This window comes from Deltaproteobacteria bacterium, from assembly GCA_013151915.1.
Lineage (GTDB): Bacteria > BMS3Abin14 > BMS3Abin14 > BMS3Abin14 > BMS3Abin14 > BMS3ABIN14.
This window is the reverse complement of the sequence record JAADHJ010000006.1, coordinates 56,277-81,471: the sequence shown is the minus strand read 5'-3', so window position 1 is coordinate 81,471 and position 25,195 is coordinate 56,277. Positions and strand designations below refer to the sequence as shown.

At 53.9% G+C, this 25,195-nt stretch carries 27 protein-coding genes; 15 read left to right on the top strand and 12 right to left on the bottom strand.

All coding sequences use genetic code 11. From position 1 onward, the window contains the following. Positions 1 to 116: 116 nt before the first annotated feature. The 5 genes from GXP52_01390 to ruvB all read left to right on the top strand — a co-directional run bounded on the left by GXP52_01390 (position 117) and on the right by ruvB (position 3,668). The gene (locus GXP52_01390; GenBank protein NOY85939.1) at positions 117 to 395 is read left to right on the top strand and encodes an integration host factor subunit beta; all 279 of its coding nucleotides are present in this window, start codon (positions 117 to 119) and stop codon (positions 393 to 395) included. A gap of 225 nt (positions 396 to 620) precedes the next feature. Then, positions 621 to 1,364 carry a YebC/PmpR family DNA-binding transcriptional regulator gene (locus tag GXP52_01385; GenBank protein NOY85938.1) on the top strand — a complete coding sequence of 248 codons (744 nt, stop codon included), beginning with the start codon at positions 621 to 623 and terminating at the stop codon, positions 1,362 to 1,364. A 7-nt stretch (positions 1,365 to 1,371) separates the two neighbouring features. Next, complete coding sequence (gene ruvC / locus GXP52_01380) at positions 1,372 to 1,854, top strand: crossover junction endodeoxyribonuclease RuvC (GenBank protein NOY85937.1); 483 nt, start codon at positions 1,372 to 1,374, stop codon at positions 1,852 to 1,854. Continuing rightward, positions 1,854 to 2,468, top strand: coding sequence for a Holliday junction branch migration protein RuvA (ruvA, locus tag GXP52_01375; protein NOY85936.1), 615 nt, complete (start codon positions 1,854 to 1,856; stop codon positions 2,466 to 2,468). The genes ruvC and ruvA overlap by 1 nt, the downstream gene beginning before the upstream one ends. A gap of 132 nt (positions 2,469 to 2,600) precedes the next feature. Further along, positions 2,601 to 3,668: a Holliday junction branch migration DNA helicase RuvB gene (gene ruvB, locus GXP52_01370; protein ID NOY85935.1), complete on the top strand. Its 1,068-nt coding sequence runs from the start codon at positions 2,601 to 2,603 to the stop codon at positions 3,666 to 3,668. 20 nt (positions 3,669 to 3,688) lie between these two features. Here the strand turns inward: ruvB and GXP52_01365 are convergent, their stop codons facing one another. Beyond that, complete coding sequence (locus GXP52_01365; GenBank protein ID NOY85934.1) at positions 3,689 to 4,984, bottom strand: TlpA family protein disulfide reductase; 1,296 nt, start codon at positions 4,982 to 4,984, stop codon at positions 3,689 to 3,691. 62 nt (positions 4,985 to 5,046) lie between these two features. On the opposite strand from GXP52_01365, the gene GXP52_01360 reads away from it, so the two are divergent. The 3 genes from GXP52_01360 to GXP52_01350 are packed head-to-tail and all read left to right on the top strand — an operon-like array spanning position 5,047 to position 8,390. Beyond that, positions 5,047 to 5,871 carry a hypothetical protein gene (locus GXP52_01360; GenBank protein ID NOY85933.1) on the top strand — a complete coding sequence of 275 codons (825 nt, stop codon included), beginning with the start codon at positions 5,047 to 5,049 and terminating at the stop codon, positions 5,869 to 5,871. Continuing rightward, positions 5,864 to 7,060 (top strand): hypothetical protein, encoded by a 1,197-nt coding sequence (locus GXP52_01355; GenBank protein ID NOY85932.1) that lies wholly within the window; start codon positions 5,864 to 5,866, stop codon positions 7,058 to 7,060. The genes GXP52_01360 and GXP52_01355 overlap by 8 nt, the downstream gene beginning before the upstream one ends. A gap of 4 nt (positions 7,061 to 7,064) precedes the next feature. Further along, complete coding sequence (locus tag GXP52_01350) at positions 7,065 to 8,390, top strand: ribosome biogenesis GTPase Der (GenBank protein NOY85931.1); 1,326 nt, start codon at positions 7,065 to 7,067, stop codon at positions 8,388 to 8,390. Positions 8,391 to 8,392: 2 nt separating this feature from the next. Here GXP52_01350 and GXP52_01345 read toward each other — a convergent pair whose 3' ends face one another. Next, entirely contained in the window at positions 8,393 to 10,411 is a 2,019-nt protein-coding gene (locus GXP52_01345; protein ID NOY85930.1) for a GAF domain-containing protein, read from the bottom strand. 676 nt (positions 10,412 to 11,087) lie between these two features. Between GXP52_01345 and otsB the strand changes: the two genes are divergently transcribed. Together otsB and GXP52_01335 are read left to right on the top strand one after the other, a co-directional pair. Beyond that, positions 11,088 to 11,879, top strand: coding sequence for a trehalose-phosphatase (gene otsB, locus GXP52_01340; GenBank protein NOY85929.1), 792 nt, complete (start codon positions 11,088 to 11,090; stop codon positions 11,877 to 11,879). A 5-nt stretch (positions 11,880 to 11,884) separates the two neighbouring features. After that, on the top strand, positions 11,885 to 12,946 hold the full coding sequence (locus tag GXP52_01335; protein NOY85928.1) for a mechanosensitive ion channel family protein: 1,062 nt from the start codon (positions 11,885 to 11,887) through the stop codon (positions 12,944 to 12,946). Positions 12,947 to 13,070: 124 nt separating this feature from the next. On the opposite strand, the gene GXP52_01330 is transcribed toward GXP52_01335, so the two are convergent. From GXP52_01330 to GXP52_01315, 4 genes are all read right to left on the bottom strand, one after another. After that, on the bottom strand, positions 13,071 to 13,637 hold the full coding sequence (locus GXP52_01330; protein ID NOY85927.1) for a flavin reductase family protein: 567 nt from the start codon (positions 13,635 to 13,637) through the stop codon (positions 13,071 to 13,073). Positions 13,638 to 13,916: 279 nt separating this feature from the next. Beyond that, entirely contained in the window at positions 13,917 to 14,648 is a 732-nt protein-coding gene (locus GXP52_01325; protein NOY85926.1) for an amino acid ABC transporter ATP-binding protein, read from the bottom strand. Then, a complete protein-coding gene (locus tag GXP52_01320) occupies positions 14,641 to 15,594 on the bottom strand; it encodes an amino acid ABC transporter permease (GenBank protein ID NOY85925.1) in 954 nt (317 codons plus the stop codon). Before GXP52_01320 ends, GXP52_01325 begins: the two co-directional genes overlap by 8 nt. Before the next feature lie 202 nt (positions 15,595 to 15,796). Beyond that, on the bottom strand, positions 15,797 to 16,618 hold the full coding sequence (locus tag GXP52_01315) for a transporter substrate-binding domain-containing protein (protein NOY85924.1): 822 nt from the start codon (positions 16,616 to 16,618) through the stop codon (positions 15,797 to 15,799). Positions 16,619 to 17,040: 422 nt separating this feature from the next. Between GXP52_01315 and GXP52_01310 the strand changes: the two genes are divergently transcribed. The 4 genes from GXP52_01310 (at position 17,041) to GXP52_01295 (ending at position 19,766) form a co-directional block, all read left to right on the top strand. Beyond that, on the top strand, positions 17,041 to 17,433 hold the full coding sequence (locus GXP52_01310) for a hypothetical protein (GenBank protein ID NOY85923.1): 393 nt from the start codon (positions 17,041 to 17,043) through the stop codon (positions 17,431 to 17,433). A gap of 126 nt (positions 17,434 to 17,559) precedes the next feature. Next, the gene (gene rplM / locus GXP52_01305) at positions 17,560 to 17,988 is read left to right on the top strand and encodes a 50S ribosomal protein L13 (GenBank protein NOY85922.1); all 429 of its coding nucleotides are present in this window, start codon (positions 17,560 to 17,562) and stop codon (positions 17,986 to 17,988) included. 22 nt (positions 17,989 to 18,010) lie between these two features. Next, complete coding sequence (gene rpsI / locus GXP52_01300; protein NOY85921.1) at positions 18,011 to 18,403, top strand: 30S ribosomal protein S9; 393 nt, start codon at positions 18,011 to 18,013, stop codon at positions 18,401 to 18,403. Between the two features lie 316 nt (positions 18,404 to 18,719). After that, positions 18,720 to 19,766, top strand: a complete 1,047-nt coding sequence (locus GXP52_01295) for an N-acetyl-gamma-glutamyl-phosphate reductase (protein NOY85920.1) — start codon at positions 18,720 to 18,722, stop codon at positions 19,764 to 19,766. A 231-nt stretch (positions 19,767 to 19,997) separates the two neighbouring features. Here the strand turns inward: GXP52_01295 and GXP52_01290 are convergent, their stop codons facing one another. After that, positions 19,998 to 20,246 carry a hypothetical protein gene (locus GXP52_01290; protein ID NOY85919.1) on the bottom strand — a complete coding sequence of 83 codons (249 nt, stop codon included), beginning with the start codon at positions 20,244 to 20,246 and terminating at the stop codon, positions 19,998 to 20,000. A 357-nt stretch (positions 20,247 to 20,603) separates the two neighbouring features. On the opposite strand from GXP52_01290, the gene GXP52_01285 reads away from it, so the two are divergent. After that, positions 20,604 to 21,257: an HD domain-containing protein gene (locus GXP52_01285; GenBank protein NOY85918.1), complete on the top strand. Its 654-nt coding sequence runs from the start codon at positions 20,604 to 20,606 to the stop codon at positions 21,255 to 21,257. A 147-nt stretch (positions 21,258 to 21,404) separates the two neighbouring features. Here GXP52_01285 and GXP52_01280 read toward each other — a convergent pair whose 3' ends face one another. The 5 genes from GXP52_01280 to GXP52_01260 form a co-directional block, all read right to left on the bottom strand. After that, positions 21,405 to 21,983 carry an orotate phosphoribosyltransferase gene (locus GXP52_01280; protein ID NOY85917.1) on the bottom strand — a complete coding sequence of 193 codons (579 nt, stop codon included), beginning with the start codon at positions 21,981 to 21,983 and terminating at the stop codon, positions 21,405 to 21,407. Further along, on the bottom strand, positions 21,973 to 22,359 hold the full coding sequence (locus tag GXP52_01275; protein NOY85916.1) for a response regulator: 387 nt from the start codon (positions 22,357 to 22,359) through the stop codon (positions 21,973 to 21,975). The genes GXP52_01280 and GXP52_01275 overlap by 11 nt, the downstream gene beginning before the upstream one ends. 144 nt (positions 22,360 to 22,503) lie before the next feature. Further along, entirely contained in the window at positions 22,504 to 23,193 is a 690-nt protein-coding gene (pyrF, locus tag GXP52_01270) for an orotidine-5'-phosphate decarboxylase (protein NOY85915.1), read from the bottom strand. Between the two features lie 93 nt (positions 23,194 to 23,286). Further along, complete coding sequence (locus GXP52_01265) at positions 23,287 to 24,213, bottom strand: dihydroorotate dehydrogenase (GenBank protein NOY85914.1); 927 nt, start codon at positions 24,211 to 24,213, stop codon at positions 23,287 to 23,289. Between the two features lie 80 nt (positions 24,214 to 24,293). Next, positions 24,294 to 25,142, bottom strand: coding sequence for a dihydroorotate dehydrogenase electron transfer subunit (locus GXP52_01260; protein ID NOY85913.1), 849 nt, complete (start codon positions 25,140 to 25,142; stop codon positions 24,294 to 24,296). Positions 25,143 to 25,195 lie beyond the last annotated feature (53 nt).

Here is a 25,195-nt window from a genome sequence, read left to right as displayed (position 1 = left end):
AACGCAAATTTGTTTAGTTTTTTGGTATCGATGGACTTGCAGGAAGGGTCGGGAGCCTTTTTCGGGGTTGTCCACATCCCCCTGGATCGGGCTGCCTATTTGTTTAAGGAGGGAGTATGACCAAAGCTGGGCTTGTTGAGGCTCTTGTGGAGCATATTGACGTTCTGACCAAAAGGGAAGCCGAATTGATTGTGAATATCTTTCTGAAAAGCATTTCCGACTCGCTGGCCCGGGGTGACAAAGTTGAATTGCGGGGTTTCGGCAGTTTCAAGGTAAAGGAGCGGCGTTCCCGGGAGGGGCGCAATCCCAAGACCGGGGAAAAGGTCTACGTGGATTCCAAACGCGTCCCCTATTTCAAGGCGGGCAAGGAACTTAGGGACAGGGTTAATTCCTGAGGATAAACCGGGGAGCCTTCAATCACCTGATCATCACCATCGGGCAGGCCCTGTGAGACGACATGCGGAACCTGCCCGTTTTTCTGTCCTTCATTACTCCACACTCGCTGCCTCGGAATTGGGCGCTTTCGTACCTCCGAGGCAGGGCAAGGCGTCCCAACCCCGTATTTACATTTATGGCTCCCCGTGTAAAATGGGCCGAGTTCATTTTCAGAGGGAGGAAAGATGTCAGGTCACTCAAAATGGGCGAATATCAAGAGGCGAAAGGGTGCTCAGGACGCCCAGAGGGGTAAGATTTTCACCAAGATCAACCGCGAGATTACCGTTGCCGCCAAAATGGGAGGAGGCGACCCTGAGGCCAATCCCCGCTTGAGGCAGGCCATCGCCAAAGCCAGGTCCAGCAACATGCCCATGGACACTATCGAAAGAGCCGTCAAGAAGGGCACCGGTGACCTGGATGGGGTCAATTACGAGGAGGTCACCTACGAAGGTTACGGTCCTGCCGGTGTTGCCATACTCGTTGAAACCCTCACCGACAACCGTAAAAGGACCGTCTCGGACGTGAGGCATCTTTTCTCCAAACACAATGGGAATCTCGGTGAAACAGGCTGTGTGTCATGGATTTTTCAGATGGCGTGCTATTTCGTTTTCGACGGCAAAGAGGTGGATGGCGACTCTCTCGTTGAGGTTGCTCTCGAGGCCGGGGCTGAGGACATCGGTGAGAATGATGGTGATATCGAGGTGACGGCCCCCCCTGAAAAGTTCCAGGAGATCAAGGATGCATTCGATGCCGCGGGAATTGTCTATCAGGTTGGAGAGGTAACCATGCTTCCCCAGAACACCATACCCCTGGAAGGCAAACAGGCGGAGCAGGCATTGAGGCTGGTAGAGGCTCTCGAGGAAAACGACGACGTCCAGAAAGTCTATGCAAACTTTGACATCCCTGATGATGTCATGGAAACTCTCTAGCTGAGAGATGCGTGTGCTTGGGGTTGATCCCAGTCTGAGGTCCACAGGATACGCGGTTGTTGAAGGAGATCGAACCCGTCAAAAGGTTGTTGAATACGGCCTTATCAGGACCAAGGTCGGCGAACCCCTGGAAGCCTCCCTTTTTCATATCGCTGAATCTCTTGAAGCCATCCTCTCCCGACACAGCCCGGACTGCCTGTCCATAGAGGATATATTCACCGCCAGGAACATGCGCGTGGCGCTTCAATTGGGTCATGTGAGAGGAGCAGTGATCCTGGTCTGCCGGATGTCCGGTCTTCCGGCTGCCCAGTATTCAGCAACCCAGATCAAGGAGACCGTGGCCGGATATGGCCGGGCGGACAAACAGCAGGTCCAGTATATGGTGACCAGGACACTGACCCTTTCCAAAGTACCTCCACCGGATGCCGCGGACGCCCTCGCTGCCGCCCTGACACACCTTTTTCGGCAGGATGCGGCGGCCAACGCCTGATGATCGCTCTCGTAAAAGGCCGACTGGCGCGGAAAGACCCTTCCGGGACTATCGTTATCGATTCCGGCACGGTGGGTTATCGGCTTTTCGTATCGCTCAATACGCTGATGACCCTCCCCCCCCAGGGGGATGATGTCTCTCTCAATACGATCACCGTGGTCCGGGATGACGCAATACATCTGTACGGGTTCGCCGAAATGGATGAAATGGAGCTGTTTAAACTCCTGGTTCAGGCCAAGGGGGTTGGCCCCAGGCTCGCGTTAGCCATCCTTGGAGGCCTGAAAGCGCCTGAGCTTGCCAAAGCCATATCCAGCGAGGACGCCGGCTGGATATGCACTGTTCCGGGGGTTGGCCGCAAAACCGCCGAGAGGATTATCCTGGAACTTAAGGACAAGGTGCAGTCGGTGGAGGTAACACCGGGGGCGGCTGTTCCGGGCCGCGATGATGCAATCACCTCGGACGTTATATCCGCCCTCGCAAACCTTGGGTACAAAGCCAAGGATGGTAGAGCGGCGCTTAAGTCCGTTCTGAAAGACCAGGGGGAAATGCCTTCCTTCAACGACCTGATACGTGAGTGTCTCAGTGTTCTTTCCGGAAGAAAACCCTCGGCCTGAGACTGTGAATCAAGGCGCCCCCTTTAGGGGGGCCCAAATCGAAGATTTGTGAGGGAAGAGAAAATGACACTTTTCGCTTCCCGTTGAGTAAAAAGCCACGTATGGACTTTTTACGACCCTACCAGAGGTACAGTGGATGACGAAAGGTTCATAGATCCGGAACAGTCCGGCGACGACAAGGTGTTCGAGGCCGATATCCGTCCCAGGACCCTTGCGGAATATATCGGCCAATCTGCGGTCAAGGAAAACGTCCGTGTTTTTATCGAGGCCGCGAGGGAGAGGCAAGAGGCCCTTGATCACGTTCTTCTTTATGGTCCGCCGGGTCTTGGAAAGACAACCCTTGCACACATTCTGGCCAACGAGCTTGGTGTGGAGATCCGGGCGACTTCCGGACCCGCGATGGAGCGTTCCGGTGACCTTGCGGCAATCCTGACAAACCTGGAAGACAGGGGCGTCTTCTTTGTGGACGAGATCCACAGGATGAACAGAACGGTTGAGGAGGTGCTATATCCAGCCATGGAGGATTTTTCCCTCGACCTGATTATCGGAAAGGGGCCGGGAGCAAGGACCGTAAAGCTGGATCTCCCCAGGTTTACCCTGATTGGGGCCACAACCCGCATGGGCCTGCTTTCCTCGCCTTTCAGAGATCGGTTTGGTGTTGTTTTCCGTCTGGAGTTCTATTCAGTGGCGGAGTTGACGGAAATCGTCCTCAGGTCCGCGACGATCATGAGGATCGAACTTGCTCCTGAGGCGGCCGATGAGATAGCTCGACGTTCAAGGGCTACTCCCAGGATAGCAAACCGGCTGCTCAGAAGAGCACGCGACTTCGCCCAGGTCCAGGGAAACGGCGTTATTACCCGGGATGTGGCCTGTCTGACCCTGAAACGGCTTGAGATAGACGAACAAGGGTTCGATAAACTCGATCGCCAGGTTCTGATAGCGATTATTGACAAGTTCGGAGGCGGCCCGGTGGGGATCGATACGATTGCCGCCGCCGTGGGTGAGGAGAGGGATACGATCGAGGATATTTGCGAACCCTTCCTGCTTCAGGGGGGATTTCTCCAGCGTACGCCACGGGGGCGGCTGGCCACTGAGACGGCCTACCGGCATTTGGGACGAAGACCGACCCCCAAAGCCGGGGAACAGGAGGACCTTTTTCCCGAGTCCAATGGGATAAAAGAGCCGAAACCTGGAACCTGATTATTTCACCAACCGGTATTTTATTCCGCCTTTTTCCAGATCTCCAGTTCCAGGGACGATGGAGTCACCTGTTCCACGAACACCTGCAGGTCCGAAAAATCCATACTCAGGATCTCATCGGCGAATTCCTGTGATGAGGTGTAGACCTCGAACACCTGCGAGGTGGAATGGGGTGTGATTACCGGGTTTTCAAAGTTGCCGATAAACCTGGATTGACTGAGGAGGGACTGGAGAAACTCTTTCCGGTCCAATGGGGTCATGTTGACATATGTGAACTCGATTCTCGTGGGGCTGAAAAGGTATCCTGATGAGGCCAGTTCCTTAGACAGGGCCTCGACGTCTATTCTGACGGTCCTCGCGACGTAATACGTGTTGCCTACAAGCTTCTCCTGCTCACTGGTGGTGGTGAAGAAATCCGAGTAATTCAGGAGATTCAGGATGTTGGATGCAGGATCTCCGGTGTCGAATGGGTCGCGGTTAAGATGGATCCCTGCCTCATCGATGCAGCCGCGCAAAGGCCTGTTGGAGAAAAGCTTGATCCCCTGGGCGTTAAGAGCATAAAGGATGGTCTGTCTTGTAGCGTCCCGCCTGGCCAGTTCTCTTGTCAGTTCCAGTTCCTGGCCGAAACTGTCATTTCCCGTAAAGCTCTTCTTCCATTTTCCCCCATCATAAAAACCGCAAAGGGATGCCATACCGGCAACGGATGAAAACTGAACCTTTGCCGTCCCGGCGGGTGGTTTTTCCGGTGTGGCCCGGATTTCAGGGGAAACGAGGCCTTCGATCGTTGCCAGGGTGTCGGGCTCGCTTTCCGCGGTGTATCCCCTGAATGTCGAGACGATCTTTCCATCACGGTTTATTAGGACAAGCGTGGGGAGAAGATTACCCCGGTATGAGTTGAAGATGGCTGAATCCTGGTCGAAAAGGATGGGGTAGGTTACCTTGCCTTGGAAGCGTTCCAGGCGTTCAAGAAATCTTCGGATTCTATCCTGGGATATATTGATATCCTCGTTTATTGCCAGGATTGCAAGGTTCTTTCCGCCGTATTTGTCCTCGAGTTTCTGCAGAGAGAGCATCTCTTCCACACAGGAGTCACAGTAAATGGACCAGAAGTTGAGGACAACCGGCACCCTGCCGAGAAAATCTGCAAGGTCGATCGTCCGGCCTGAATGGTCGGTTGCTTTAAAAAGCGGCGCCGCCGACCCCTCGGGAAGGAAATCGACGGTTCCGACGGGGGCCGCCTGTTCCAGGGCGTAAACATTAATGGGGGCCGTGGCCAGAACGTTAACCGCGAGGATGGTTAACAGCATTTTCCACATGGCGTCATTTCCTTCTCTGTTTTCTGGTCAGATCCAATGTTCTTGTGGTATCAATCAGGCTTATGATGATACCCGCAAAGAATCTCCGATTCAAGCTTGCCGCGTTAATATTGGCCGCGTGGGGCCTGATCGCTGTCCCGATACCATCCGGCGCCGACGGCACGTTCCTCGTTGGGAGGATCATAGACGGTGATACCCTGGTGCTTGCGGGCGGGACGAGGGTCAGGCTTCTTGGAATAGACGCTCCGGAAGTAGGTGAGCCCTGGGCCGCAAAGGCGACGCGATCTTTACGGAAAATGGCTCTGGGGAAGATGGTCACCCTGAAGGAGTGTAACGAAAAAGACCCGTACGGACGAACCCTGGCTGTTTTACAACAGGGTGGAGTGAATATCAATACCAGTCTTTTAAGGGAGGGATTGGCGGTTCCGCTGTTGATACCGCCCTGCGGCGCTTTAGTCGCTGATCATTCAATCAGGGCGGCCGGAAGCGCCATTAAGGGGCGGAAGGGGATTTACAGCTCCAGCGCTTTCCAGGTGGTGAAGGATCAAGATGCCGGCGCGGTCGTGGGGAGACAGAGCGTTGTCTTCGGGACGATTCGAAACGTCCATCGCGGACGCAAGGTTATTCACCTCAACTTCGGGGATAACTGGAGGACGGACTTTACAATAGTTCTCTTTTCCAGGGGGCGGGCCCGGTTTGCATCCATGGGGCTTAACCCTGAGGATCTCCTGGGACGTACAGTGTACGTTCTGGGGAAGGTCCAGGAGTACAATGGTCCGGAGATTATCGTAAACCGCCCGGAGCAGATCCTGCCGGTATATGACGGTCCCGCCGAATCGTTGGAACACCCTGGGGCCGGCAAAAGGATGGATATGCCCCATGAATAAGGCCGTTGCAGTGCTGATCGCAGGGGTGGGGTGCATCATCGTGATTCTGGCCATCAACAGAGGGCTGCCATCGTTCACGGGACCAAAACCCGTTTTGGAAAATAGAAAAGTGACGGACTCGCATGCCCTGAACCAACAGGGGATCACCTTTATGAAGGAGGGGAAATTTGAGAGAGCCGTGAAAATTCTCCGTGCTGCGAGGGCCGCAAAACCTGGAGATTCGGTTATCGCCCAAAATCTCTCCCTGGGGTTGGCCCGGTTATCCCGGACGGCGGAAAATGGTCGAGGGATCGAGGAAAATGAAGCCCTGTTAAAGGAAGCCCTGAGCGTATGGCCGGAAAATCCGGAAGCTTTAAACAGCCTCTCCCGCCGTTACTATGAAGATGGCAGATACAAGGACGCGTGGAATCTCGCCGTGAGATTGGCCGCGTTCCATCCCGATCTTCCCAATCTCCGTGAGTATATCGCCCGCCTGGAGAGCCTCATGGAGGAGGATAAAGGTATGGTGGCCGAGAAGGGGCAGTATTTCCGGCTGCTTTACAGCGGGGCCAGACAGCTTGAGTTCGAGGGGGAACTGCTGGCCATTCTACAGGAGGAGATGGATTCCCTGACCGCGGCCCTTGGGATTTTCCCCTCCCATCCCATCGATGTTCTGCTCATGACCGAGGACCTGGGTGAAAAAGCCAAACCGGTGGACCCGGCTTTCAAAGGTATCTACGATGGGAGGATACGTCTCTACCTGGGAGATTCATTAAACGACAGGGATGTGTTGACCCGAACTGTTCGTCATGAGATGGTTCACGCCCTCCTTCGTCAGGCAGGCGGCGTTCTTCCCGCCTGGTTCCAGGAGGGAGTGGCTCAGAAGTTGGGGGAGAGGCCGTCCGCAAGGAAAACGGTGGAGATGAAGAGGGTTTTGCGGGACGCCATGAAGGGTGCCTTTTCTCTCGATCTGCTTTCTTTCGGTGACAGTTACGTCAGCCTTCCCGCCGATAAGAGGAACATGGCCTATGCGGCCAGTTATCTATTTATTGAATACCTGGAAGGAAAATACGGGGAAAATATGATCCCGGTTATCGTATCGGATCTGCAGCGGGGGCTCTCCCTCGAGGAAGCCATGATGTCCTATACCGGAAAGGGGATCCATGACCTGCAGGCGGACTTCATCAAGGACCTGAAAAAGGGGGGTTGAGAAGATGCCGGTCGTAGCCATCGTGGGACGTCCCAATGTAGGCAAATCAACCCTGTTCAACCGGATTCTGGGCAGGAGAAAGGCCATCGTGGATGACACCTCCGGGGTTACCAGGGACAGAAACTACGGTGTCGCCTCGTGGACGGGAAGGGAATTTACCCTGGTGGATACGGGGGGACTGGACCCCACCGTTGAGGAGGGATTTTTTCCCCTTATCCGGGATCAGGCCATGCTGGCAATAGGAGAAGCGGACGTCATTCTTTTTGTTCTGGATACCCGCGACGGCCTTACACCCGCCGACATGGAGGTTGCCGACGTTCTCAGGAGGACCGAAAAACCGGTCATCGTTGTCGCCAACAAGTCCGAGGGGGACAAGCGTGAGATGGAAGCCGCGGAGTTTTTTGAACTGGGGTTAGGCAGTGTGATGCCCGTTTCAGCGCTTCACGGGGCCGGGGTGGCTGAACTGTTGGAGAAGGTTGTTTTGGACCTGCCGGATGCGGGAGAGACCACCCGGGAGCAATGGGATATACGGGTTGCCGTGATCGGACGTCCAAATACGGGGAAATCCACCCTGATCAACCGTATCCTGGGAGAGGAGAGGCTGCTTGTTTCCGAGATCCCCGGCACAACCATGGACAGTATCGATACGCTGTTGAAGCATGGGGAAAGACATTATCTGTTTGTCGATACGGCTGGAGTGCGCAGGCGAAGCAGGATCAGGATGGACATGGAACGCCATTCGGTCATGAGAGCAATATCCGCACTGGAAAGGTGTGATGTATGCCTCCTTCTCCTTGACAGCGTTGAGGGCCTGGTGGAACAGGACATCCGCCTGGCCGGGCTGGCCGAGGATCGCGGCAGAGGGCTGGTTGTTGTTCTAAACAAATGGGACCTGATGGAAAAGGACCATATGACGTTCGACCGTATGTGCAAGGATATTCGGGAGCAGCTCTTCTTCTTCAACCATGCACCCATAGTGTCCCTGTCGAGCCTCACCGGGATGCGGGTCGGGAGGATCTTTGATGCGGTGGAAACCGTCTACGGGGAAGCCGGGAAAAAGATCCCCACAAGGGAGCTGAACGACCTTTTGGTAAGGGCTGTTGAGCGTCACCAGCCCCCTCTGGTAAGGGGCAGGCGGGTCCGCTTTTACTACGCTACCCAGACTTTGACCCATCCACCTACCTTCCTTATCTTCACAAATCGTCCCGGCGAGATCAGGGAGAACTATGTGAAATACCTTGAGGGGCGGATCAGGGAAGAGGCCGGCTTCGCCGGAAACCCCATACGATTGAGGTTCCGGCGTGGACGGGGGGAGGGAGGTAGAGGGTAGGGCTAAACCCCGAAAGTCTCCAGCTCCTTAAGCAGGTCCTTTCCCAACTCCCTCCACTCCTGGAGACTTACGAAGAGTGTCTCGAAGATCTGCTCGGAGTCGTTGACCGTCTGAAGCAGAGTTTTACTCTCGGACTGGTTGCTTTTGGCCGTGCGGGTCAATCTGTTTGATATCTCCCGCATACTATTGGCCGACCTGGTAATGATATCCGCTTTGGCCCTGTACTGATCGGCCCCTTCCCTGAGGTTTGCAGCCAGGGCCTGGACCTGTCCTGAGGTCTCGACCACACTCACCGTGAATTCCGCCTGACGCTGGGTCTCGTCTCTTATGGAAAGACTGATATCGTGGGATTTTTCGAAGCTCTGGCTTATCCTGTTAAAAATGCCCTCCATCTTTCTGGAATTATCAACGGCGGTACCTACCTCAGTCTTTATCTTTCCCGTACCCCTGATGAGCTCCTGAAGGTCATTTTCAAATCCGTCCATGGCGGTTTTGATTTTTCCGGTGAAGCCCTCGACATCCCTGGAAAGTTTCCCGATCTCCTCGGCTACGACGGCGAAGCTTCTTCCATGGGTTCCCGCCTGGGCTGCGATAATGGAGGCATTCAGGGCCAGGAGCTTGGTCTGATCCATCACGTCGTCTATGACCTTGACCATATCCCTGACGTCCACTGATCCGGCCGCCAAATCCTCCATGGTCTTGAAGAAAACGTCCGTCGATCGGTCAAGGTTCTCGATCTCCTTACTGGCTTCCTTGAAGACCTTCTCTCCGGACGACACCTCTTCTTTTACCCGTTCGTCCGCAAGGGCCGATTCTTCGGCCCTCGTCCGGATGTCCTGCAGGGTTTCCCCCATGTTCCGGACCACCTGCGTTATTTCCTCCATGGAGGATGTCAGGTCATCCATCTGGTCGGCCACTTCAACTCCAGCCCGGTCGAAATCCTCGGCCACTTTCATCTCCTGGTCCGAGGCCGTCAGCATCTCCTCCGCATCCATGGTCATGGTGTCGGCGGATTTCCTGAAACTGGTGGTGGCGAGGGCTAATTTCTGGGTCTCCTGCGCGTATCGCTCCCTCCTGTCCTTTATGGTTTTAAACGCTTGGCTCATAAGGTAATCCATACGTCTGATCCCCTGAATAAGCCTGATGTTGGAGATGGCTACCGAGGTCTGATCCGCCAGAACCCTGATGATGTCAACCTCCTCGTCGTGGATGGCCGTTTTTTTGAACTTGTTGTCAACGGCGAACAGACCTACCGGTTCGTCGCCGTCGTGAAAAGGAATGAGCATGAAAGATACGGATCTGATCGCCTTTATGAGGTCGTAGGGGTGTTGAAGGATGTACTCGGGCTTCATCTCCTCCGACCCCCTCACGACATATGGACGGTCATTCTTGATTGTGAGATTAAGGATACCACCCGCCTCGTTCAAGGGGACCTGAATGTCCGCGATAGCTTCGTTCAGGTTGCCCCTTGTCTCCTGACATTCGAGCATGCCGGTCTTCTTGTTCACAAGGAAGATGTTAACCCTGTCAAAGTTCAGCACATCGTGAATTCCATCGGCACACAGGCGGAAAACCGCTTTGAGATCCGCAGAGCGCTGGATAGAGGCGCTGACCTTGGTAATGCCCCGCATTCTGTTCTGGAGGTTGAAAAGCCGCTGCTCGAACTGTTCCTCCTTCTGGATGAAAAGTTTGTTGGTGTCGGACATTTTTCTCTCTTCATTCAGCAGCTTCATATTTTTCTTCCCGATGAGGGCGCCGAATATCCCCATTGCCAGGGATGTGCCGAGGAGCATGTAAAGGAGGGTGGAAAGGGTGCGAATGTCTCCCACGATCTGATCCGCCAGATACACCGACAGGGGGGATCCGTGGGGTCTGAAAAAGAGGATGTCAATGGCCAGCCATCCTACAGGAGCACAGATGCCGATAAGGCCCCCCTTAAGGGCGTTGGTGATGATCTGGTTTCCCATCCGGTGCCGCATTTCATCTTCGAAACCTTGCCTGGTTTTTATCTTAGCCATCATTTCCTCCAATTTGTCCTTTCGCAAACAGCGCCATGAGTAATGCTGATCGCTGATATGCGTTATCGTGATGGTACGGAGAAAAGATACATAATCATCCTTTTTTGGGCAAGGGCCGAAAAAGGTACACAGGTACATCTTGACGGCTATTGAATAATGACCAATACTTCCAGAATCACCCAAAAGTAAATTGGATGGTATGTTTAAAACATGGGTTCATCCGGTTAATGCGTACCTTTATTATTATTTTGCTGTCATTGCGAGCCCGAGTGAAACCGTAGGCGCGGCAATCCCGGGCGGAGCTGAAAAGGTCAAGAGCTGATTTACCACGGTCACGCCGATGGCGTGATTTGCAGGCTGTACCGCCCTTCGGCAAGCTCAGGACAGGCAGGGTTTTAAAGGAGGGTTTAACCAGCCTTTGCGTAAAGCTTCAGCCGTCGCTAAAGCTATGGCTGACAAGTCGGCTTGGCAGGCAGAGGAGGTCTGAAAACCACAAGGTCCTGGTTTTAAACTTCGCGAAACCTCGTTAACTTGTTTTGAATAAACCCTGTGTTACCCTGTGAAACTCTGTGCACCCTGTGTTAAGTTAGCTTTTCACAAAATCTGGTCATCCTTCAGGTACTCATTTCCAGGATGAACCAAAAAATGAGGTGGGTGGTAATTTTCCGGAGGAAGCCGTTTGAACAGGGAGGGGCACGAGCAAATAGACAGTCTATGGGAGGCCCTGGAGGCGGCAGAGCATGACAAGCGGGTCCTGATGCTGGATTATGACGGGACCCTGGCACCCCTGGACGTCGACAGAAGAAAGGCATTTCCCTATGAAGGCGTCAGAGAGGAATTGGGCGCCATCATTGACAGTGGGCGTTGTCGCCTTGTTATTATAAGCGGGCGCGGGATTATGGATCTGGTCCGGCTTCTGGGTCTTGACCCCTTCCCTGAAATATGGGGCTGTCATGGTATGGAACGGCTTCTTTCGAATGGGCACCTGACCACCGGCGATATCCTGGAGGAGGAAATGAGGGGGTTCATCGAGGCCGATGAGTGGGCCAGAGATGCCGGGATAGGGGAGATAAGCGAACGGAAACCCGGCTGTGTGGCCCTCCACTTTGCCGGGGCCGTCGGCATATCCGATGAAATGAGTGCAAATGCCAGAAAGGCGTGGTTTCGTATTGCCCGGCGAAGGGGCCTGGTCCTTAACGATTTCTACGGTGGGATCGAACTGAGGCCCCCGGGCCACGACAAGGGAAATGCCGTCAGAACGGTGCTTGACGAGGCCGGGGCTGACGCCGTATCGGCCTACCTTGGGGATGGTCTCTCCGACGAGGACGCATTTCAGGCGATTAAAGGCCGGGGGTTGGGCGTGCTGGCCAGGGCAGAGTGGAGGCCCACTGACGCGCAGGCTTGGGTCAGACCCCCGGTCCAGCTCCTTGAATTCCTCAAAAAATGGTCTCAAATCTGTGGAGGTCGATAACTAATATGCCGAATTACCTGAGTTTTTTAGAAACCATCGTCCTTGGAAACAGCGTCTGGAGATGGATAACCGCCGCTTTTGTCCTGCTGATTGCCTACGCCGGTTTGGGAATTTGCATTAAGGCGGTCGTCCGGTACCTCGGAAAACTTGCGGAAAAGACCGAGACGACGTTGGACGATTTTTTCGTTGACCTCCTGAAGGTGAGGACGAAGCGCCTTTTTTTCTTTGTCTTTGCCCTGTACGCCGGATCCCTCTTCCTCATCCTTCCGGGTCGGCTGGCACTGATAATCACCAACGCGGCAATTGTCTCCCTTGCGTTTCAGGTGGGCCTGTGGGGCAACGGGGTCATCTCCTACTTCATCTCCCGTCGCGCTTCGCGCGATGCGGATGAACAGCTGAACCTGGAAGCCTACTCGGTCATTACCATCATCGTCAGGACCGTCCTGTGGGCGGCTATCCTTCTTCTTGCCCTCCAGCATCTCGGGGTGAAGGTTACAGCCCTTGTGGCCGGCCTGGGGGTTAGCGGCATCGCGGTAGCCCTCGCGGTCCAGAGCATCCTGAGCGACCTTTTCGCCTCCCTTTCAATAGTCTTCGACAGGCCTTTCGTTATCGGTGATTTCATTGTGGTGGGTGAGCTGCGGGGGACGGTTGAACACGTGGGTCTCAAGACCACCAGGCTCAGGAGCCTATCCGGAGAGCAGCTCATCTTTTCCAATAATGATCTTCTGAGCAGCAGGATACAGAACTATCGCCGGATGAACGAAAGACGGGTGGTCTTTTCCCTGGGGGTGACCTATCAGACCACCGCCGGGAAGCTCGAGGCTATCCCCGGCTGGATCAGGGATATCATCCAATCACAGGAGAATGTACGTTTTGACAGGACGCACTTCAAGAATTACGGAGATTTTTCCCTGAACTATGAAATAGTTTACTACGTCCTTGACAGGGACTACACTATTTATATGGAGATCCAGCAGGCCATCAATCTGGCTATCTTCCGGAAGTTCAAGGAAGAGGGTGTGGATTTCGCCTACCCGACGCAGACGCTCTTCGTAGAAAAGTCATGAGGATCATCGTAAAAACGAGTACCTGGCGTTGAAACCTGTTTTCTCACGCCCGCTCGTCACGCCGGCGGCGTGACGAACGGGCGTGAGACGAATTGATGCTAACACAATAAGGTACGCGAAGTCATCAATCCTTCCGGCTGTACCCGTAGCTCCCCAACGCGTCGCCCAGCGCCCTGTAGGAATGGTCCAGCGGTGAAAAGGCCAGGGGATTGATTCTTCCCATACGGATATTTCCACCGTCATCGAAAGCATCCTCGGCTACGTGGGTGGCCATGATCTCGCCCAGAAACATGTCGTGAATTCCCAGTGGGACTATTTCGGTGAGGCTGCACTCCAGGGAGATGGAACACTCCTCGATGAGGGGAGGGGACACTTTGTCGGCCGGGACCGCGGTCAGGCCGGCTTCTTTAAATTTGTCCGCGTCCTTTCCGGAGATGATGCCGCAAAGGTCGACTTTCCTGATAATGTCCACAGGGGGGATATTGACCACAAATTGGCCCGTCTCCTTGATGATACCGTGGGAGTACCGGCTTGGCCTGATGCTGATGCTGACCATGGGCGGGTCGGAACAGATGATGCCCGTCCAGGCGATGGTGATGATGTTCGGTCGTCCCCCTTTGTCCTGACAGGTCACCAGGACAACGGGTACGGGACACAGGAATGTTGAAGGTTTGACGGTTCGTTTTTTCATCTTTGCCTCATTTCAAAATAGTCCAGAGTCTTCAAAATAGTCCAGAGTGCAGAGTCCAGAGTGCTGGAGTCCAGAGTCGCGGATTCAAGCGAAACGCATAAAAAGAGGTGACATTGGGTTAAGTCTTGATAGTTTGAGTTTTAGCGGAAACCAAACTAAGGAGACCACCCAATGTCACACGGTTATATTAGCGTTGAGGAGCGTGAAATCATAGCGTTTATGTCCCCGTGTCTATCTTTCCCCTCTGGACTCTGGACACTGGACTCTGGACTGGTTTCCTTACAGTATCTGGGAAAGGAACAGCTTCGTACGTTCGTTCTGCGGATTGTTGAATATGTCCTGAGGAGTTCCCACCTCCACGATTTTTCCCTCGTCCATGAAGATGGTCCTGTCGGCCACCTCCTTCGCGAAACCCATTTCGTGGGTAACGCAAATCATGGTCCTCCCCTCGCGTGCCAGAGTTTTCATGACGTCCAGAACCTCACCTATCATCTCAGGATCCAGGGCCGAGGTGGGCTCATCGAAGAGCATGATCTTCGGCTGCATGGCAAGCGCCCGCGCGATGGCCACCCGCTGCTGCTGTCCGCCCGAAAGTTGGCCGGGGTAAACAGGGGCTTTCTCGGGGATCCCCACTTTGTCCAGCAGCTTCATGGCGGTCTCCTCAGCCTCCCTGGTTGATCGGCCCCGGACCTTTACCTGGGCGATGGTTATGTTGTTCATTACCGTCATGTGGGGAAAAAGGTTGAAGCTCTGGAAAACCATGCCCACTTCCGCACGGACCTTGTTTATGTCGGTCATGAAATCGGTGAGGGTGATTCCGTCGATTATAATCTCCCCTTCGTCAATGGTCTCCAGATGGTTAAGGCAGCGCAGGAGCGTACTCTTTCCCGAGCCGGAGGGACCCATGATGACCACTACCTCGCCTCTGTCGACCTGCATGGAGACATCGGTAAGGGCGTTGACCTGGTGTGTGGTGTAGAAGGTCTTGGAGACGTTTCGTACTTCAATCATGAGTTGCATACCTCCTCTCGAGGTACTGGACGAACATGGAAAGGGAGAAGGTAAGGACAAGATAAAGGGCCGCGACGGTAAAGAATGCCTCGAAGGGGCTGAACGTTGAGGTTGCGATCTCGCGGCCCGCCTTGGTGAGATCCGTAATGGCGATGATTGATACCAGGGACGAGTCCTTGATAAGCGATATGAACTGGCCGGCGAGGGGCGGCATTATGCGCTTGAAAGCCTGGGGAAGAATTATAAACTGCATGGCCTGTGGGTAGGTCATACCGAGGGATCGGGCGGCCTCCATCTGTCCCCTGTGAATCGACTGGATCCCGGCACGCACGATTTCCGCCACATATGCACCGGCGAAGAAGGAGAGGGCCAGGATCCCGGCGACCTCGTTGGACAGTGAGAATAGCTGCCCGATAAAGAAGTAAAAGATGTAAAGCTGGACCAGAAGAGGGGTTCCACGGATCAACTCGATGTATCCTATGGCCAGCCACTTGGGCGCGGGGCTGGAGGATATCCGTGCAAGACCTGTGATGAGCCCGATGAACACCGCCAGAATAACCGAAATGAAGGACATCTTAAGGGTGAGCCATAGGCCGATGAGAAGAATCCCGACCGCCCATTTTTTGTATGACCCGATGATATCCCCTGAATCCAGATCATCGCCCTCGTAAACCTGTACTATCCCGGCGGGGATTCGGTATGTTTCGTCCTTTCCGTCGAAAGTGCGCAGGATGACCACTTTGTCCTTTCCATCATTCCTGATGGAGGAAATCGTGCCCGGATCCTCCGCCGTAATATCTATCTGTTCCTTGAAAAGGATGTATCGTGGCATTCGCTGCCATTGCCAGATGTAATCGATCTTCTTTGTGGCTCTTCCGATTACGAGGATAATACCGAGGAGGATGAGGACGAGAAGACTCCAGGAGAGGCTATGGCGAACCCTTATATCACGGGACAGGCGCTTAAGGGTGTTCAACAGGGGCTTTCCTCTCTGGCTATATTAAGGTTGAAAATGGTTTCAGGGGGGCATTGCCCCCCCGAAAACCGGAAAATCATCAATCAGCAAATATATCCATATGCATGGAAAAAGCGAAAACGGCAGGTGAAGCCTGAATAATGATATAACCCGCGTTTTCGCGCGCACTGTCCTATTGAACGGTCTTCAACCAGGTCGTGCCGGTGATCCACTTCTTGTAGATCTTGTCGTAGCGGCCGTCTCCCTTGACCTGGCGCAGGAAATTGTTCAGCCAGTTGAGAAAATCCGGATCGCCCTTCTTGACCGCCCATCCAAGGGGTTCGAAGGTGAAAGGTTTGTCAAGGAATACCAGCTTTCCCTGGCCCTTCTGGGCGAAGAACACCGCGCAGTATGGCAGATCATACACGAAGGCGTCCGCGCGGCCGTTGATGACCTCCATGGCAGCCTCCGGTTCCGTTTCGAAACTCTTATAGTTGGCTTTCGGAATGAGCCTCTTGGTTGCCTGCTCTCCAGTGGTTCCCAGCTTGGAGACTACCGTGTACTTGGGACTGTTCAGATCCTTGTAGCTCTTGACCTTGCCCTCCAGTTTTTTGGAAATGAGGATAGTCTGCCCGACTATGATATAGGGATCGACAAAGTTGATCTTCAGGTTTCTCTGTTGGGTTATGGTCATGCCGCTCATGATGATGTCGAATTTGTTCGTTAAAAGGGCTGGAATGATGCCGTCCCAGGCGGTGTTGACGAGTTTCAGTTTTACTCCCATGGACTTGGCCATCTCCTTCGCCATGCTTACGTCGAAACCGACGATATCCCCTCTCTTGTCCCTCATTTCGAAGGGAAGATATCCCGTCTCCAGCCCGACGCGCAGAGTACCGGATTGTATTATTGATTCCAGGGTGGAACTCTTGGCCAGGTCGATGTTTGCGGCATGCACAGGCAGCGACGGCAGAACAAGAACCGCGGCAAGCGTCAGTAAAGCGGCAAAACGTTTCATTGCTCCCTCCTAAATGAAAAGATGGAACCGGTTAAGTAGCCTATGGCCTCAGTATGACTTTCCCTCATCGAGAAGTTCGTAAATGAGCATCTGAGTACCGCACTCCGGGCACTTGGATATTTCCTCTTTCGGTAGATAGATGATCCCGGTCTGGCCGCACCTGGGACATTTAACCTGAACGGCCTCGGCTTTTTCACGCAATGCAACACACCCCTTTCTCTCGGGGAAAATATATCATCGCTGTTTAATCGGGTCAACGAGCGTGTTTGTCCGCCTCATGTGCCATCTCCCCGGTGGCCAGTATGAACCGGACAACCCTTGTGCTGCAAACCCGGACAGTTTACGTGTTACTTACAGTGTGGGAAAGGCTTGTTGACAGTGGCCGAAGGCTGCCATAAAATAGCGTCGCCAAGGAGGAATAGTTGGATTATCTGATCCCGGCTTTAGGTTCCGCAACAGGCGTAAAAATGGCCCAGTGGAAGGTTATTCTCATCTTTTCGCTGAAGGTTTTTCTTTTCTGTGTCCCTTTTATTGTCCTGGGTCTGCTCATCGAATATGACGTGATCCGGGTGCCTGTGAGAAACAGGGTTATCAAGATCTGTGTGGGGCTTCTGTTTGCCGTCCCCGTTTTTCTCTTTGGCCTGCTTAACTTTATTGCTCCCCGGCTGCCCGACGCATTCTGGGACGCTCATCCCGCCCTGGAGCCGCTCTGGATCATGGAAGGAAAATGGTCTCCGCTTGTTCTCATGGTAATCGTGGTCCTTTTTGTTCTTCTATATCTCCTTGAGACGATAGGTGGAGAGCTGACGAAATAGGGTCATGGGCTTTTCGAACCCCCGAACAGAAACCCATCAATGGCTATTGACATGATTCGCAATTTGTACTAATGGTTCCCTTTCGTTTTGGGTTGTTCCGTCTATTCAGCGAGGAATCAAGCAGCGATGAAAACGTTCAGTGCAAAGAAGGAAGATGTACAAAGGCGGTGGGTCGTTGTGGATGCTGAGGACGTCGTCCTCGGAAGACTCGCCTCCCAGGTTGCCGGTATCATCAGGGGAAAGAACAAACCGATTTTTACTCCCCACGTGGACACGGGCGATTTTGTAATTGTTGTGAATGCCGAAAAGATCCGGTTAACCGGCAATAAACTTGACCAGAAGTTCTACTATCGTCATTCGGGCTATCCCGGCGGCATCAAGGGTATTTCCGCCCGGGATCTGCTTGAAAAAAGGCCGGAAATGTTGGTCAAAAATGCCGTCCGGGGGATGCTTCCCAAAAACAGGCTTGGCAGGCAGATGATCGGCAAGCTGAAGATATACGCCGGAGCGGAGCATCCCCATGAGGCACAGCAGCCCGAGAAGATCTCCATTTGATTCCAGAGGGTAAATATTAAAAATGGAACAGACGACATATTATGGGACAGGAAAGAGAAAGACCTCCATTGCGCGCGTATGGCTGAAGGATGGAGATGGAAAGATCCATATCAACCGGAAAGAAGCTGACGGATATCTGGGCAGGGAAACCCTGAAAATGATAATTATGCAGCCCTTCGAGGTGACGGGGACCGTTGGACAGTTCGATGTCAGGGTCACTGTCAAGGGCGGCGGCGTCAGCGGACAGGCGGGAGCCATCAAGCACGGCATCAGCAGAGCCCTCCTTAACGTTTCCGGCGAATACAGGAAGCCGCTTAAGAAAGCCGGGTATCTGACCAGAGACGCTCGCGAGGTTGAGCGTAAGAAGTATGGCCAGAGGGGTGCCCGCGCAAGGTTCCAGTTCTCCAAACGTTGATCTTCCCTCGATGGGAATTTTCAGGGGAAGGGCCCTTGCGGCTCTTCCCCTTTTTTCTTTTGGTTCATTCGGGGTAACGCATACCTTTATGATTTTGCTGTCATTGCGAGGAACATCGAGGGAGACGAGAGTGACGCGGCAATCCCGGGCGGAGCTGAAAAGGTCAAGCTCAGGGCAGGCTGTGGTAAATCAGGTCTGGAAGTGTTTGTTATTTCAACATGATTTCACATCCGGGTACTCATTTTTACGATGAACCTGATTTGTGATATGATTCAATGTCTTGGCTACCCTGGGGCATTTGTAGATCGGAGGGATGATGACTGCCAGAGTGGGAATAATCGGGGCAACGGGCTATACCGGGATGGAGCTCATCCGAATTCTGTTGCGCCATCCCGAGGTTGACCTGACATACGTCACATCGAGGAAGTGGGCCGGAAAGCATCTTTCCGAGGTCTCTCCGGCCTTGTCCGGCCGGACGGGTCTGAGGTTCAGGGCGTTTGACGCTTCCGAGGCCCGGATGGAGTCGGACCTGGTTTTCGTATGCCTTCCCCATGGGGGTGCCATGGATGCGTCCGCCGCCTTGATTGAAACAGGCGTGCGAACCGTTGACCTGAGCGCTGACTTCAGATTGCGGGAACGGAAGGTCTACGAGGAGTGGTATGGCCCCCACAGCCAGGTCCATCTGCTGCGGACCGCTGTAAACGGTTTTCCCGAGCTTTACCGGGATGGAATACGTGACGCTTTCCTGGTGGCCAACGCGGGGTGTTATCCGACCAGCATCATCCTGGGTCTCGTCCCTCTTGTGGAAAAGGGTCTCCTAAAGACGTCTTCCGTTATCGCCGACAGCAAATCCGGTGTAAGCGGGGCCGGAAGGGAACCGAAGGAGCATCTCCATTTCCCCGAGGTGGAGGGCAACTTCTCGGCCTATGGAATTGCGGGTGTGCACCGGCACACCCCTGAGATTGACCAGGAGCTGACCAGGATCGGGGGAAAGGAAATCCGGGTGACCTTTACCCCTCATTTGCTCCCGGTCAGTAGAGGGATACTTTCGACGATCTATGCCGATCCGGCTGGTTCCCTTGAGGCCGAGGCCGTTTGTGATCTGTACAAAGAACGGTATAGGGATGAGCCGTTCGTGCAGGTCCGGGGAAACCAGGAACCGCTTCCGACCTTGAAGGAGGTTCGCGGAACCAACATGTGCGTCATCGCTCCAAGGATTGACCGGGGAAACGGAAGGATCATCGTGATTTCCTGCCTGGACAATCTCGTGAAAGGCGCCTCCGGACAGGCGGTACAGAACATGAATATCATGCTGGGGCTTCCGGAGACTCTCGGGCTTCTGGATCTGCCCATTGTTCCCTGAATCCTGGAAATGAGTACCTGAAGGATGACCAGATTTTGTGAAAAGCTAATTTAACACAGGGTGCACAGAGTTTCACCAGCCGTCGCTGAAGCTATGGCTGGCAGGCAGGGTGGCACAGGGTTTATTCAAAACAAGTTAACGAGGTTTCGCGAAGTTTAAAACCTGTGCAACCCTTTTTTTAAACCCTGTGAAGTGACCTCCAAGTCACGCCATCGGCGTGACTGTGATAAATTAGCTTTTGACCTTTGGGATTGCCGCGTCACTCTCGTTTCCCTCGATGCTCCTCGCAATGACTTCACTGGTCATCGCGAACCGTATCCGAGTGAAGCGATCCCGTGGGCGACCGGAGGGCGCCGCAACGACCTTTTCAGCTTCGCCCGGGATTGCCGCGTCACTCTCGTCTCCCTCGATGCTCCTCGCAATGACAGCAAGATAATAAAGGTACGCATTAACCGGATGAACCAAAACTTCAAAGCTCAAACTTCAAACTCCATTGTTTCACCATAGCTTCAGCGGAGGTGGATGGATCCTAGGCCTTTACGCGCCCATCGAGATTTTAACACCATTAAATGTCAAAAATGACTTGCAAATTAATTTAATAATCGGATACGATTCCCCACATTTGAGTGCCGTAACTGTCTTTTGCTGCGTGGTTGTGCGTACAATATTGATGACTTCGCAAAAAGTCATCAACGCGCCCATCAGGGCGCTCAAATCGAAGATTTGTGAGGAAAGTGAAAATGACACTTTTCGCTTTCCGTTAAGTAAAAAACCATTCATGGGCTTTTTACGACACTATCAACAGTTATGACTTCGCAAACTGAGGGCACACACATCATGAAAGATTCTTCTATCTCCAATCACATGCAGACTATCGCCGGCCATAGAGCTGCTATAGCTGAGGGAGAAGAAAATATCATCGATATCAAGTGTGCAACCAACCTAATGAGTGCTGCAATTGGATTAAGAAACCCTTATACAAAAAACCATTCTGATCATGTGGCAGAAATAACGCTCAACATTGCAGAGTCAGGGTTTTCCGACCAATTTGTTAATTTGGATACTGTGAGAATGGCAGCAATCATTCATGATGTCGGGAAAATCGCAGTGGACGAGTTTATTTTGAATAAGCCGACATTATTAACTGAGGCAGAATTTGAGATGATCAAATTTCATACATTTCTAGGCAGAAAACTTATTGCCGATTTTGACTATAATCCGATGTTGAACGATGCCATTCTCAGCCACCATGAAAACTATGATGGCACTGGGTATCCAAACGGTCTAAAGGGAGATGAGATCCCCCTGATTGCAAGAATTATACGAGTGGCTGATTATTTTGATGCATTAACATCAAGCCGTCCTTACAGGTCTACGTTGCAGGTTGATGATGCAATAAATATTATGAGAAAAAATATGCATTGTTTTGATCCGGATGTCTTCAAGGTTTTTATAAACAATAAGCAATGGCTAACAAGGTTCTGCACCTGACCACTATTATCGAAGATTTGTGAGGAAAGTGAAAATGACACTTTTCGCTTTCCGTTAAGTAAAAAGCCACGAATGGACTTTTTACGACCCTATCAAAGTTCAACGTCGAACCTCAAACGGGATAAAACAGCGACCCTGACTTTATTTTTACTTAAGCGCTCTGCTCCCGGGTTTTTCCATGGGGATCTCTTCACGGCACAGGGGACATTGGCCGGGTTCGAAGGCGGGGGCATGAATCGGCAGAAGCGAAAAGTGCGGATATGGGGTGGGATCGACAGGTTTATCAATGTAGCGATGCACCAGTGAAGCGGTGGCAACCAGGTTGCCACCCAGTTCGACAGCAAGGTCTGCGGCCTCCCTGATGGATCCCCCGGTGGTAACCACGTCCTCCACAGCCAGAATTCTCTCACCGGGATTAACCGTGAATCCGCGGCGCAGGGCCATTTTTCCATCAACTCTCTCGGTGAACACTGCCCTCGCACCGAGGGCCCAAGCTACCTCCTGCCCGATAACAATGCCTCCAACCGCTGGTGACACTACGAGGTCGATCCCCTCTCCCACCCTCTCGGCCAGCCTGCTACCGAGATCCCTTCCAACATCAGGATATTGCAGGACCAGGGCACATTGAAGATAAACCGGGCTGTGCTTGCCGGAAGTCAGGCCGAAGTGGCCTTCCAGAAGGGCCCCCTTCTCCCGGAAGATGGAAAGAAGAATTTTATCCGACATTACGGGATTCGAGAAGCTCCTTGATCTTGTTCTGGAGGACCTCGTTTTCATAGGGCTTTGTGAAATAGGCGTCGGCGCCCATGGCCATCCCCTTTTTGGCATCCTCATCGGAGTAGTAAACCGCCGAGATCATGACAACGATGATATCCGAAAGGGAAGGATCCTCCTTGATCTGCCTACAAAGCTCAAAACCGTTCATACCCGGGATATTCACGTCGAGGAGGACGATATCCGGATGCGCCTCATGAACCTTCTTGAGGGCATCCATTCCCTCCTGCGCGGTGATTATCTCATAGCCTTCCATCTCGAAGATCTGTTTTTGCATGGTTAAAATCACGATGTTGTCTTCAACGATGAGAATTTTCTGCACCATCATAGCCTCCCTCTGAAACTACCCCTCCAAAATAATCGCTCCCACTATGCTAACCTCGTAAAAAGTCTCTTCCAGGCATTTTACGAGGCGGGGCATGGCTCCCCCCCGCGCACATCCCGCTTGACGGACTTTTTGCGAGTCTATTGATTATGCCCTATTTGCCCCCATTTCATCAAGGATCATTTCAACCGCCTGAACCCTGTCAAAAGCCTTGACCACGGGCCGCCCCACCACAAGGTAATCGGCCCCCGCCCTAACCGCCCGCGCGGGTGTGGCGATTCTGGTCTGGTCGTCTCCTGCTGATCCGGCCGGCCTGACGCCCGGAGTCACCAGGATACACCCGCCGTCAAGTTCGTCCCTTAATCGTGAGACCTCAAGGGGGGAACAGACAATGCCGTCGGCGCCGGCGGCCCTGGCCAATTTTGCCAACCTGACAACCTGCTCCTCAATATCCCCCCCGAACCCTATCTCGGACATATCCCCTTTCCCAAGGCTCGTCAGGATTGTGACGGCCAGGACCTTCGAGTCCCCGGCGGCATCCTTGGCAGCCGATATCATATCCCTTCCCCCCGAGGCGTGGACGGTAAAGAAAGAGATACCTAAAGGGACCACCGCTTCCACCGCCTTCCTCACCGTATTGGGAATATCGTGGAACTTCAGATCCAGGAAAACCCTTGCCCCTGCTCCCTGAATTCGGCGGACTATATCCGGACCGGCCACGGAAAACAGCTGTGCCCCCACCTTGAGCGCGGCTACCTTCTCACCAACTTCCTCTGCCAGGACACAGGCCTCGTCCTGATCATCCATATCCAGCGCTACTATCAGACCACCGGCCATAATGATTCCTCGTTCATGTAAAACCGCGCCTCACTGCGTACATCGCCTATCTGAGTAACAATAAAGAGTGTGAAAATCAACACGTTTGGCAAATCACAATGGATCATCAACAACCAGGCTTCCCACCACCTGGCCGAGGGAATGCATCCCCTGCCCCTCCATGAACGAACGGACCCCCCTGACAATCCTCATGGGCGCCGAGGGATCGGTGAAGGTCGCGGTACCGACCTGGACAGCGCTGGCCCCGGCGATGAGAAACTTTATGGCATTCTCCGGGTCGCCGATCCCGCCGATCCCCACAACGGGGATGTCCACCGCAAGGGCCGCCTCGTAGACCATTCTCAGGGCGATGGGACGGATGGCCGGACCGGACAACCCGCCTATCACCCTCCCAAGAACGGGGCTGCGGGTGCGGATGTCGATCTCCATCCCGGTGACCGTGTTGATCAGGGAAATGGAATCCGCCCCCGCATCACGGACCGCCCCGGCCATTTCCGGAATATCTCCGGAATTGGGAGAGAGTTTCACCATGAGATGGAGGCCGGTTGCGCTCCGGAGGGCGGCGACCAGTTCTGCGGCAAGCTCGGGCCGCATCCCGAACTGCACTCCACCCTCCTTGACATTGGGACAGGAAATATTGACCTCCAGCGCGGAAATCCCATCGGCCCCGGTAAGCCTTTCGGCCACCTTGACGTATTCACCGATGGAACCGCCGAGGATGTTGGCGATAATCACAGCCCCCGATTCCACAAGAAAGGGCAACTTGTCGGCCACGAACCGTTCCACACCCACATTCTGAAGCCCAATGGAGTTCAACATGCCCGCGGGGGTCTCAACAACCCTGGGAGGCGGGTTTCCCTCCATGGACAGCAGGGAGATCCCCTTGGCCACTACAGCCCCCAGCTCTGAAAGGTCAAAGTAGGCCGAGGCCTCCTCCCCGTAGCCGAATGTTCCTGACGCGGTCATCACGGGGTTCTTTATGACCAGCCCCCGCCCCAGGTCTACAGTAGTGTCAATCATCGTAACCCCTTTAATAAAGTCCAGAGTCGCGGAGTCCAGTGTCCAGAGTCTGGACTGCGTTTACCCATACTTCGATACCTCTATATCCTCTCCGGAAAGGACTCCTCAACGAGCATCCCACCGGGGAAAACCGGGCCCTCGCGGCAAGCCCTTACGTACTCCGTCTTACCCGCAGACAGCACCATAACGGCGCAGCCCATACACACCCCGAAGCCGCACGCCATCCGGGATTCAAGGGAATAGTGCGACGTCAGGCATTTTCCCTGGGCCAGACGATGTACGGCACGCATCATGGGGCTTGGTCCGCAGACGTAAAGATGGGCGTCCTCAAGGCCACCCATGCTCACCAGAAGATCAGTCACGAGGCCTTTAAAGCCGCCGCTTCCGTCCTCGGTGCAGATGCGAAAGCGTACCTGCAGGTCCTTCTCGTTGCCGAGGTCCAGCATTCGCCCGGCATTGGCCTCCCCGTAAAGGAGGGTCACCTCCTCTCCCCGCCCCAGTTCAACCATCCGGCGAACCAGCGCCAGCAACGGCGGAAGTCCCACCCCACCGGCGATAAAAATGCTTTGGGAACCTTTGGGGGGCAGGGGAAAACCGCGCCCGAGAGGGCCGAGAAACCGTACTGCTCTGCCGGGGACCCATGTGGCCATTGCCATGGTCCCTCGCCCCACGGTTCTGTAGATGACATCGATCTCGGCCCCATTTTCAATCATCCGAAACCCGGCAATCCCGAACGGCCGCCCCAGGAGCGGGTCGTCCCCGTCTGAAATCCGCAGCATGATGAACTGTCCCGGGGCCGGATCGCCCCCCGTCCAGCCGGCAGCCTCCGCCCTCATGATGAAAAGCCCCTCCGCCACACGGGTGTTGGAGATCACCCGTGCCCGGGTCAGGGAGGAAACAGCTTCTACAGGACCGTCGGTGCATGCCATCGTCAATTGCCTCGCGGTTTATGGGTTCCATCCACCTTCGCTAAAGCTATGGT

Bases quoted from the DNA above. Each gene is read 5' to 3' on its own strand.
- GXP52_01390 (NOY85939.1), top strand. From the start codon at position 117: ATGACCAAAGCTGGGCTTGTTGAGGCTCTTGTGGAGCATATTGACGTT.
- GXP52_01385 (NOY85938.1), top strand. From the start codon at position 621: ATGTCAGGTCACTCAAAATGGGCGAATATCAAGAGGCGAAAGGGTGCT.
- ruvC (NOY85937.1), top strand. From the start codon at position 1,372: ATGCGTGTGCTTGGGGTTGATCCCAGTCTGAGGTCCACAGGATACGCG.
- ruvA (NOY85936.1), top strand. From the start codon at position 1,854: ATGATCGCTCTCGTAAAAGGCCGACTGGCGCGGAAAGACCCTTCCGGG.
- GXP52_01365 (NOY85934.1), bottom strand. From the start codon at position 4,984: ATGTGGAAAATGCTGTTAACCATCCTCGCGGTTAACGTTCTGGCCACG.
- GXP52_01360 (NOY85933.1), top strand. From the start codon at position 5,047: ATGATGATACCCGCAAAGAATCTCCGATTCAAGCTTGCCGCGTTAATA.
- GXP52_01355 (NOY85932.1), top strand. From the start codon at position 5,864: ATGAATAAGGCCGTTGCAGTGCTGATCGCAGGGGTGGGGTGCATCATC.
- GXP52_01350 (NOY85931.1), top strand. From the start codon at position 7,065: ATGCCGGTCGTAGCCATCGTGGGACGTCCCAATGTAGGCAAATCAACC.
- GXP52_01345 (NOY85930.1), bottom strand. From the start codon at position 10,411: ATGATGGCTAAGATAAAAACCAGGCAAGGTTTCGAAGATGAAATGCGG.
- GXP52_01335 (NOY85928.1), top strand. From the start codon at position 11,885: ATGCCGAATTACCTGAGTTTTTTAGAAACCATCGTCCTTGGAAACAGC.
- GXP52_01330 (NOY85927.1), bottom strand. From the start codon at position 13,637: ATGAAAAAACGAACCGTCAAACCTTCAACATTCCTGTGTCCCGTACCC.
- GXP52_01325 (NOY85926.1), bottom strand. From the start codon at position 14,648: ATGATTGAAGTACGAAACGTCTCCAAGACCTTCTACACCACACACCAG.
- GXP52_01315 (NOY85924.1), bottom strand. From the start codon at position 16,618: ATGAAACGTTTTGCCGCTTTACTGACGCTTGCCGCGGTTCTTGTTCTG.
- rplM (NOY85922.1), top strand. From the start codon at position 17,560: ATGAAAACGTTCAGTGCAAAGAAGGAAGATGTACAAAGGCGGTGGGTC.
- rpsI (NOY85921.1), top strand. From the start codon at position 18,011: ATGGAACAGACGACATATTATGGGACAGGAAAGAGAAAGACCTCCATT.
- GXP52_01295 (NOY85920.1), top strand. From the start codon at position 18,720: ATGACTGCCAGAGTGGGAATAATCGGGGCAACGGGCTATACCGGGATG.
- GXP52_01285 (NOY85918.1), top strand. From the start codon at position 20,604: ATGAAAGATTCTTCTATCTCCAATCACATGCAGACTATCGCCGGCCAT.
- GXP52_01280 (NOY85917.1), bottom strand. From the start codon at position 21,983: ATGTCGGATAAAATTCTTCTTTCCATCTTCCGGGAGAAGGGGGCCCTT.
- GXP52_01275 (NOY85916.1), bottom strand. From the start codon at position 22,359: ATGATGGTGCAGAAAATTCTCATCGTTGAAGACAACATCGTGATTTTA.
- pyrF (NOY85915.1), bottom strand. From the start codon at position 23,193: ATGGCCGGTGGTCTGATAGTAGCGCTGGATATGGATGATCAGGACGAG.
- GXP52_01265 (NOY85914.1), bottom strand. From the start codon at position 24,213: ATGATTGACACTACTGTAGACCTGGGGCGGGGGCTGGTCATAAAGAAC.
- GXP52_01260 (NOY85913.1), bottom strand. From the start codon at position 25,142: ATGGCATGCACCGACGGTCCTGTAGAAGCTGTTTCCTCCCTGACCCGG.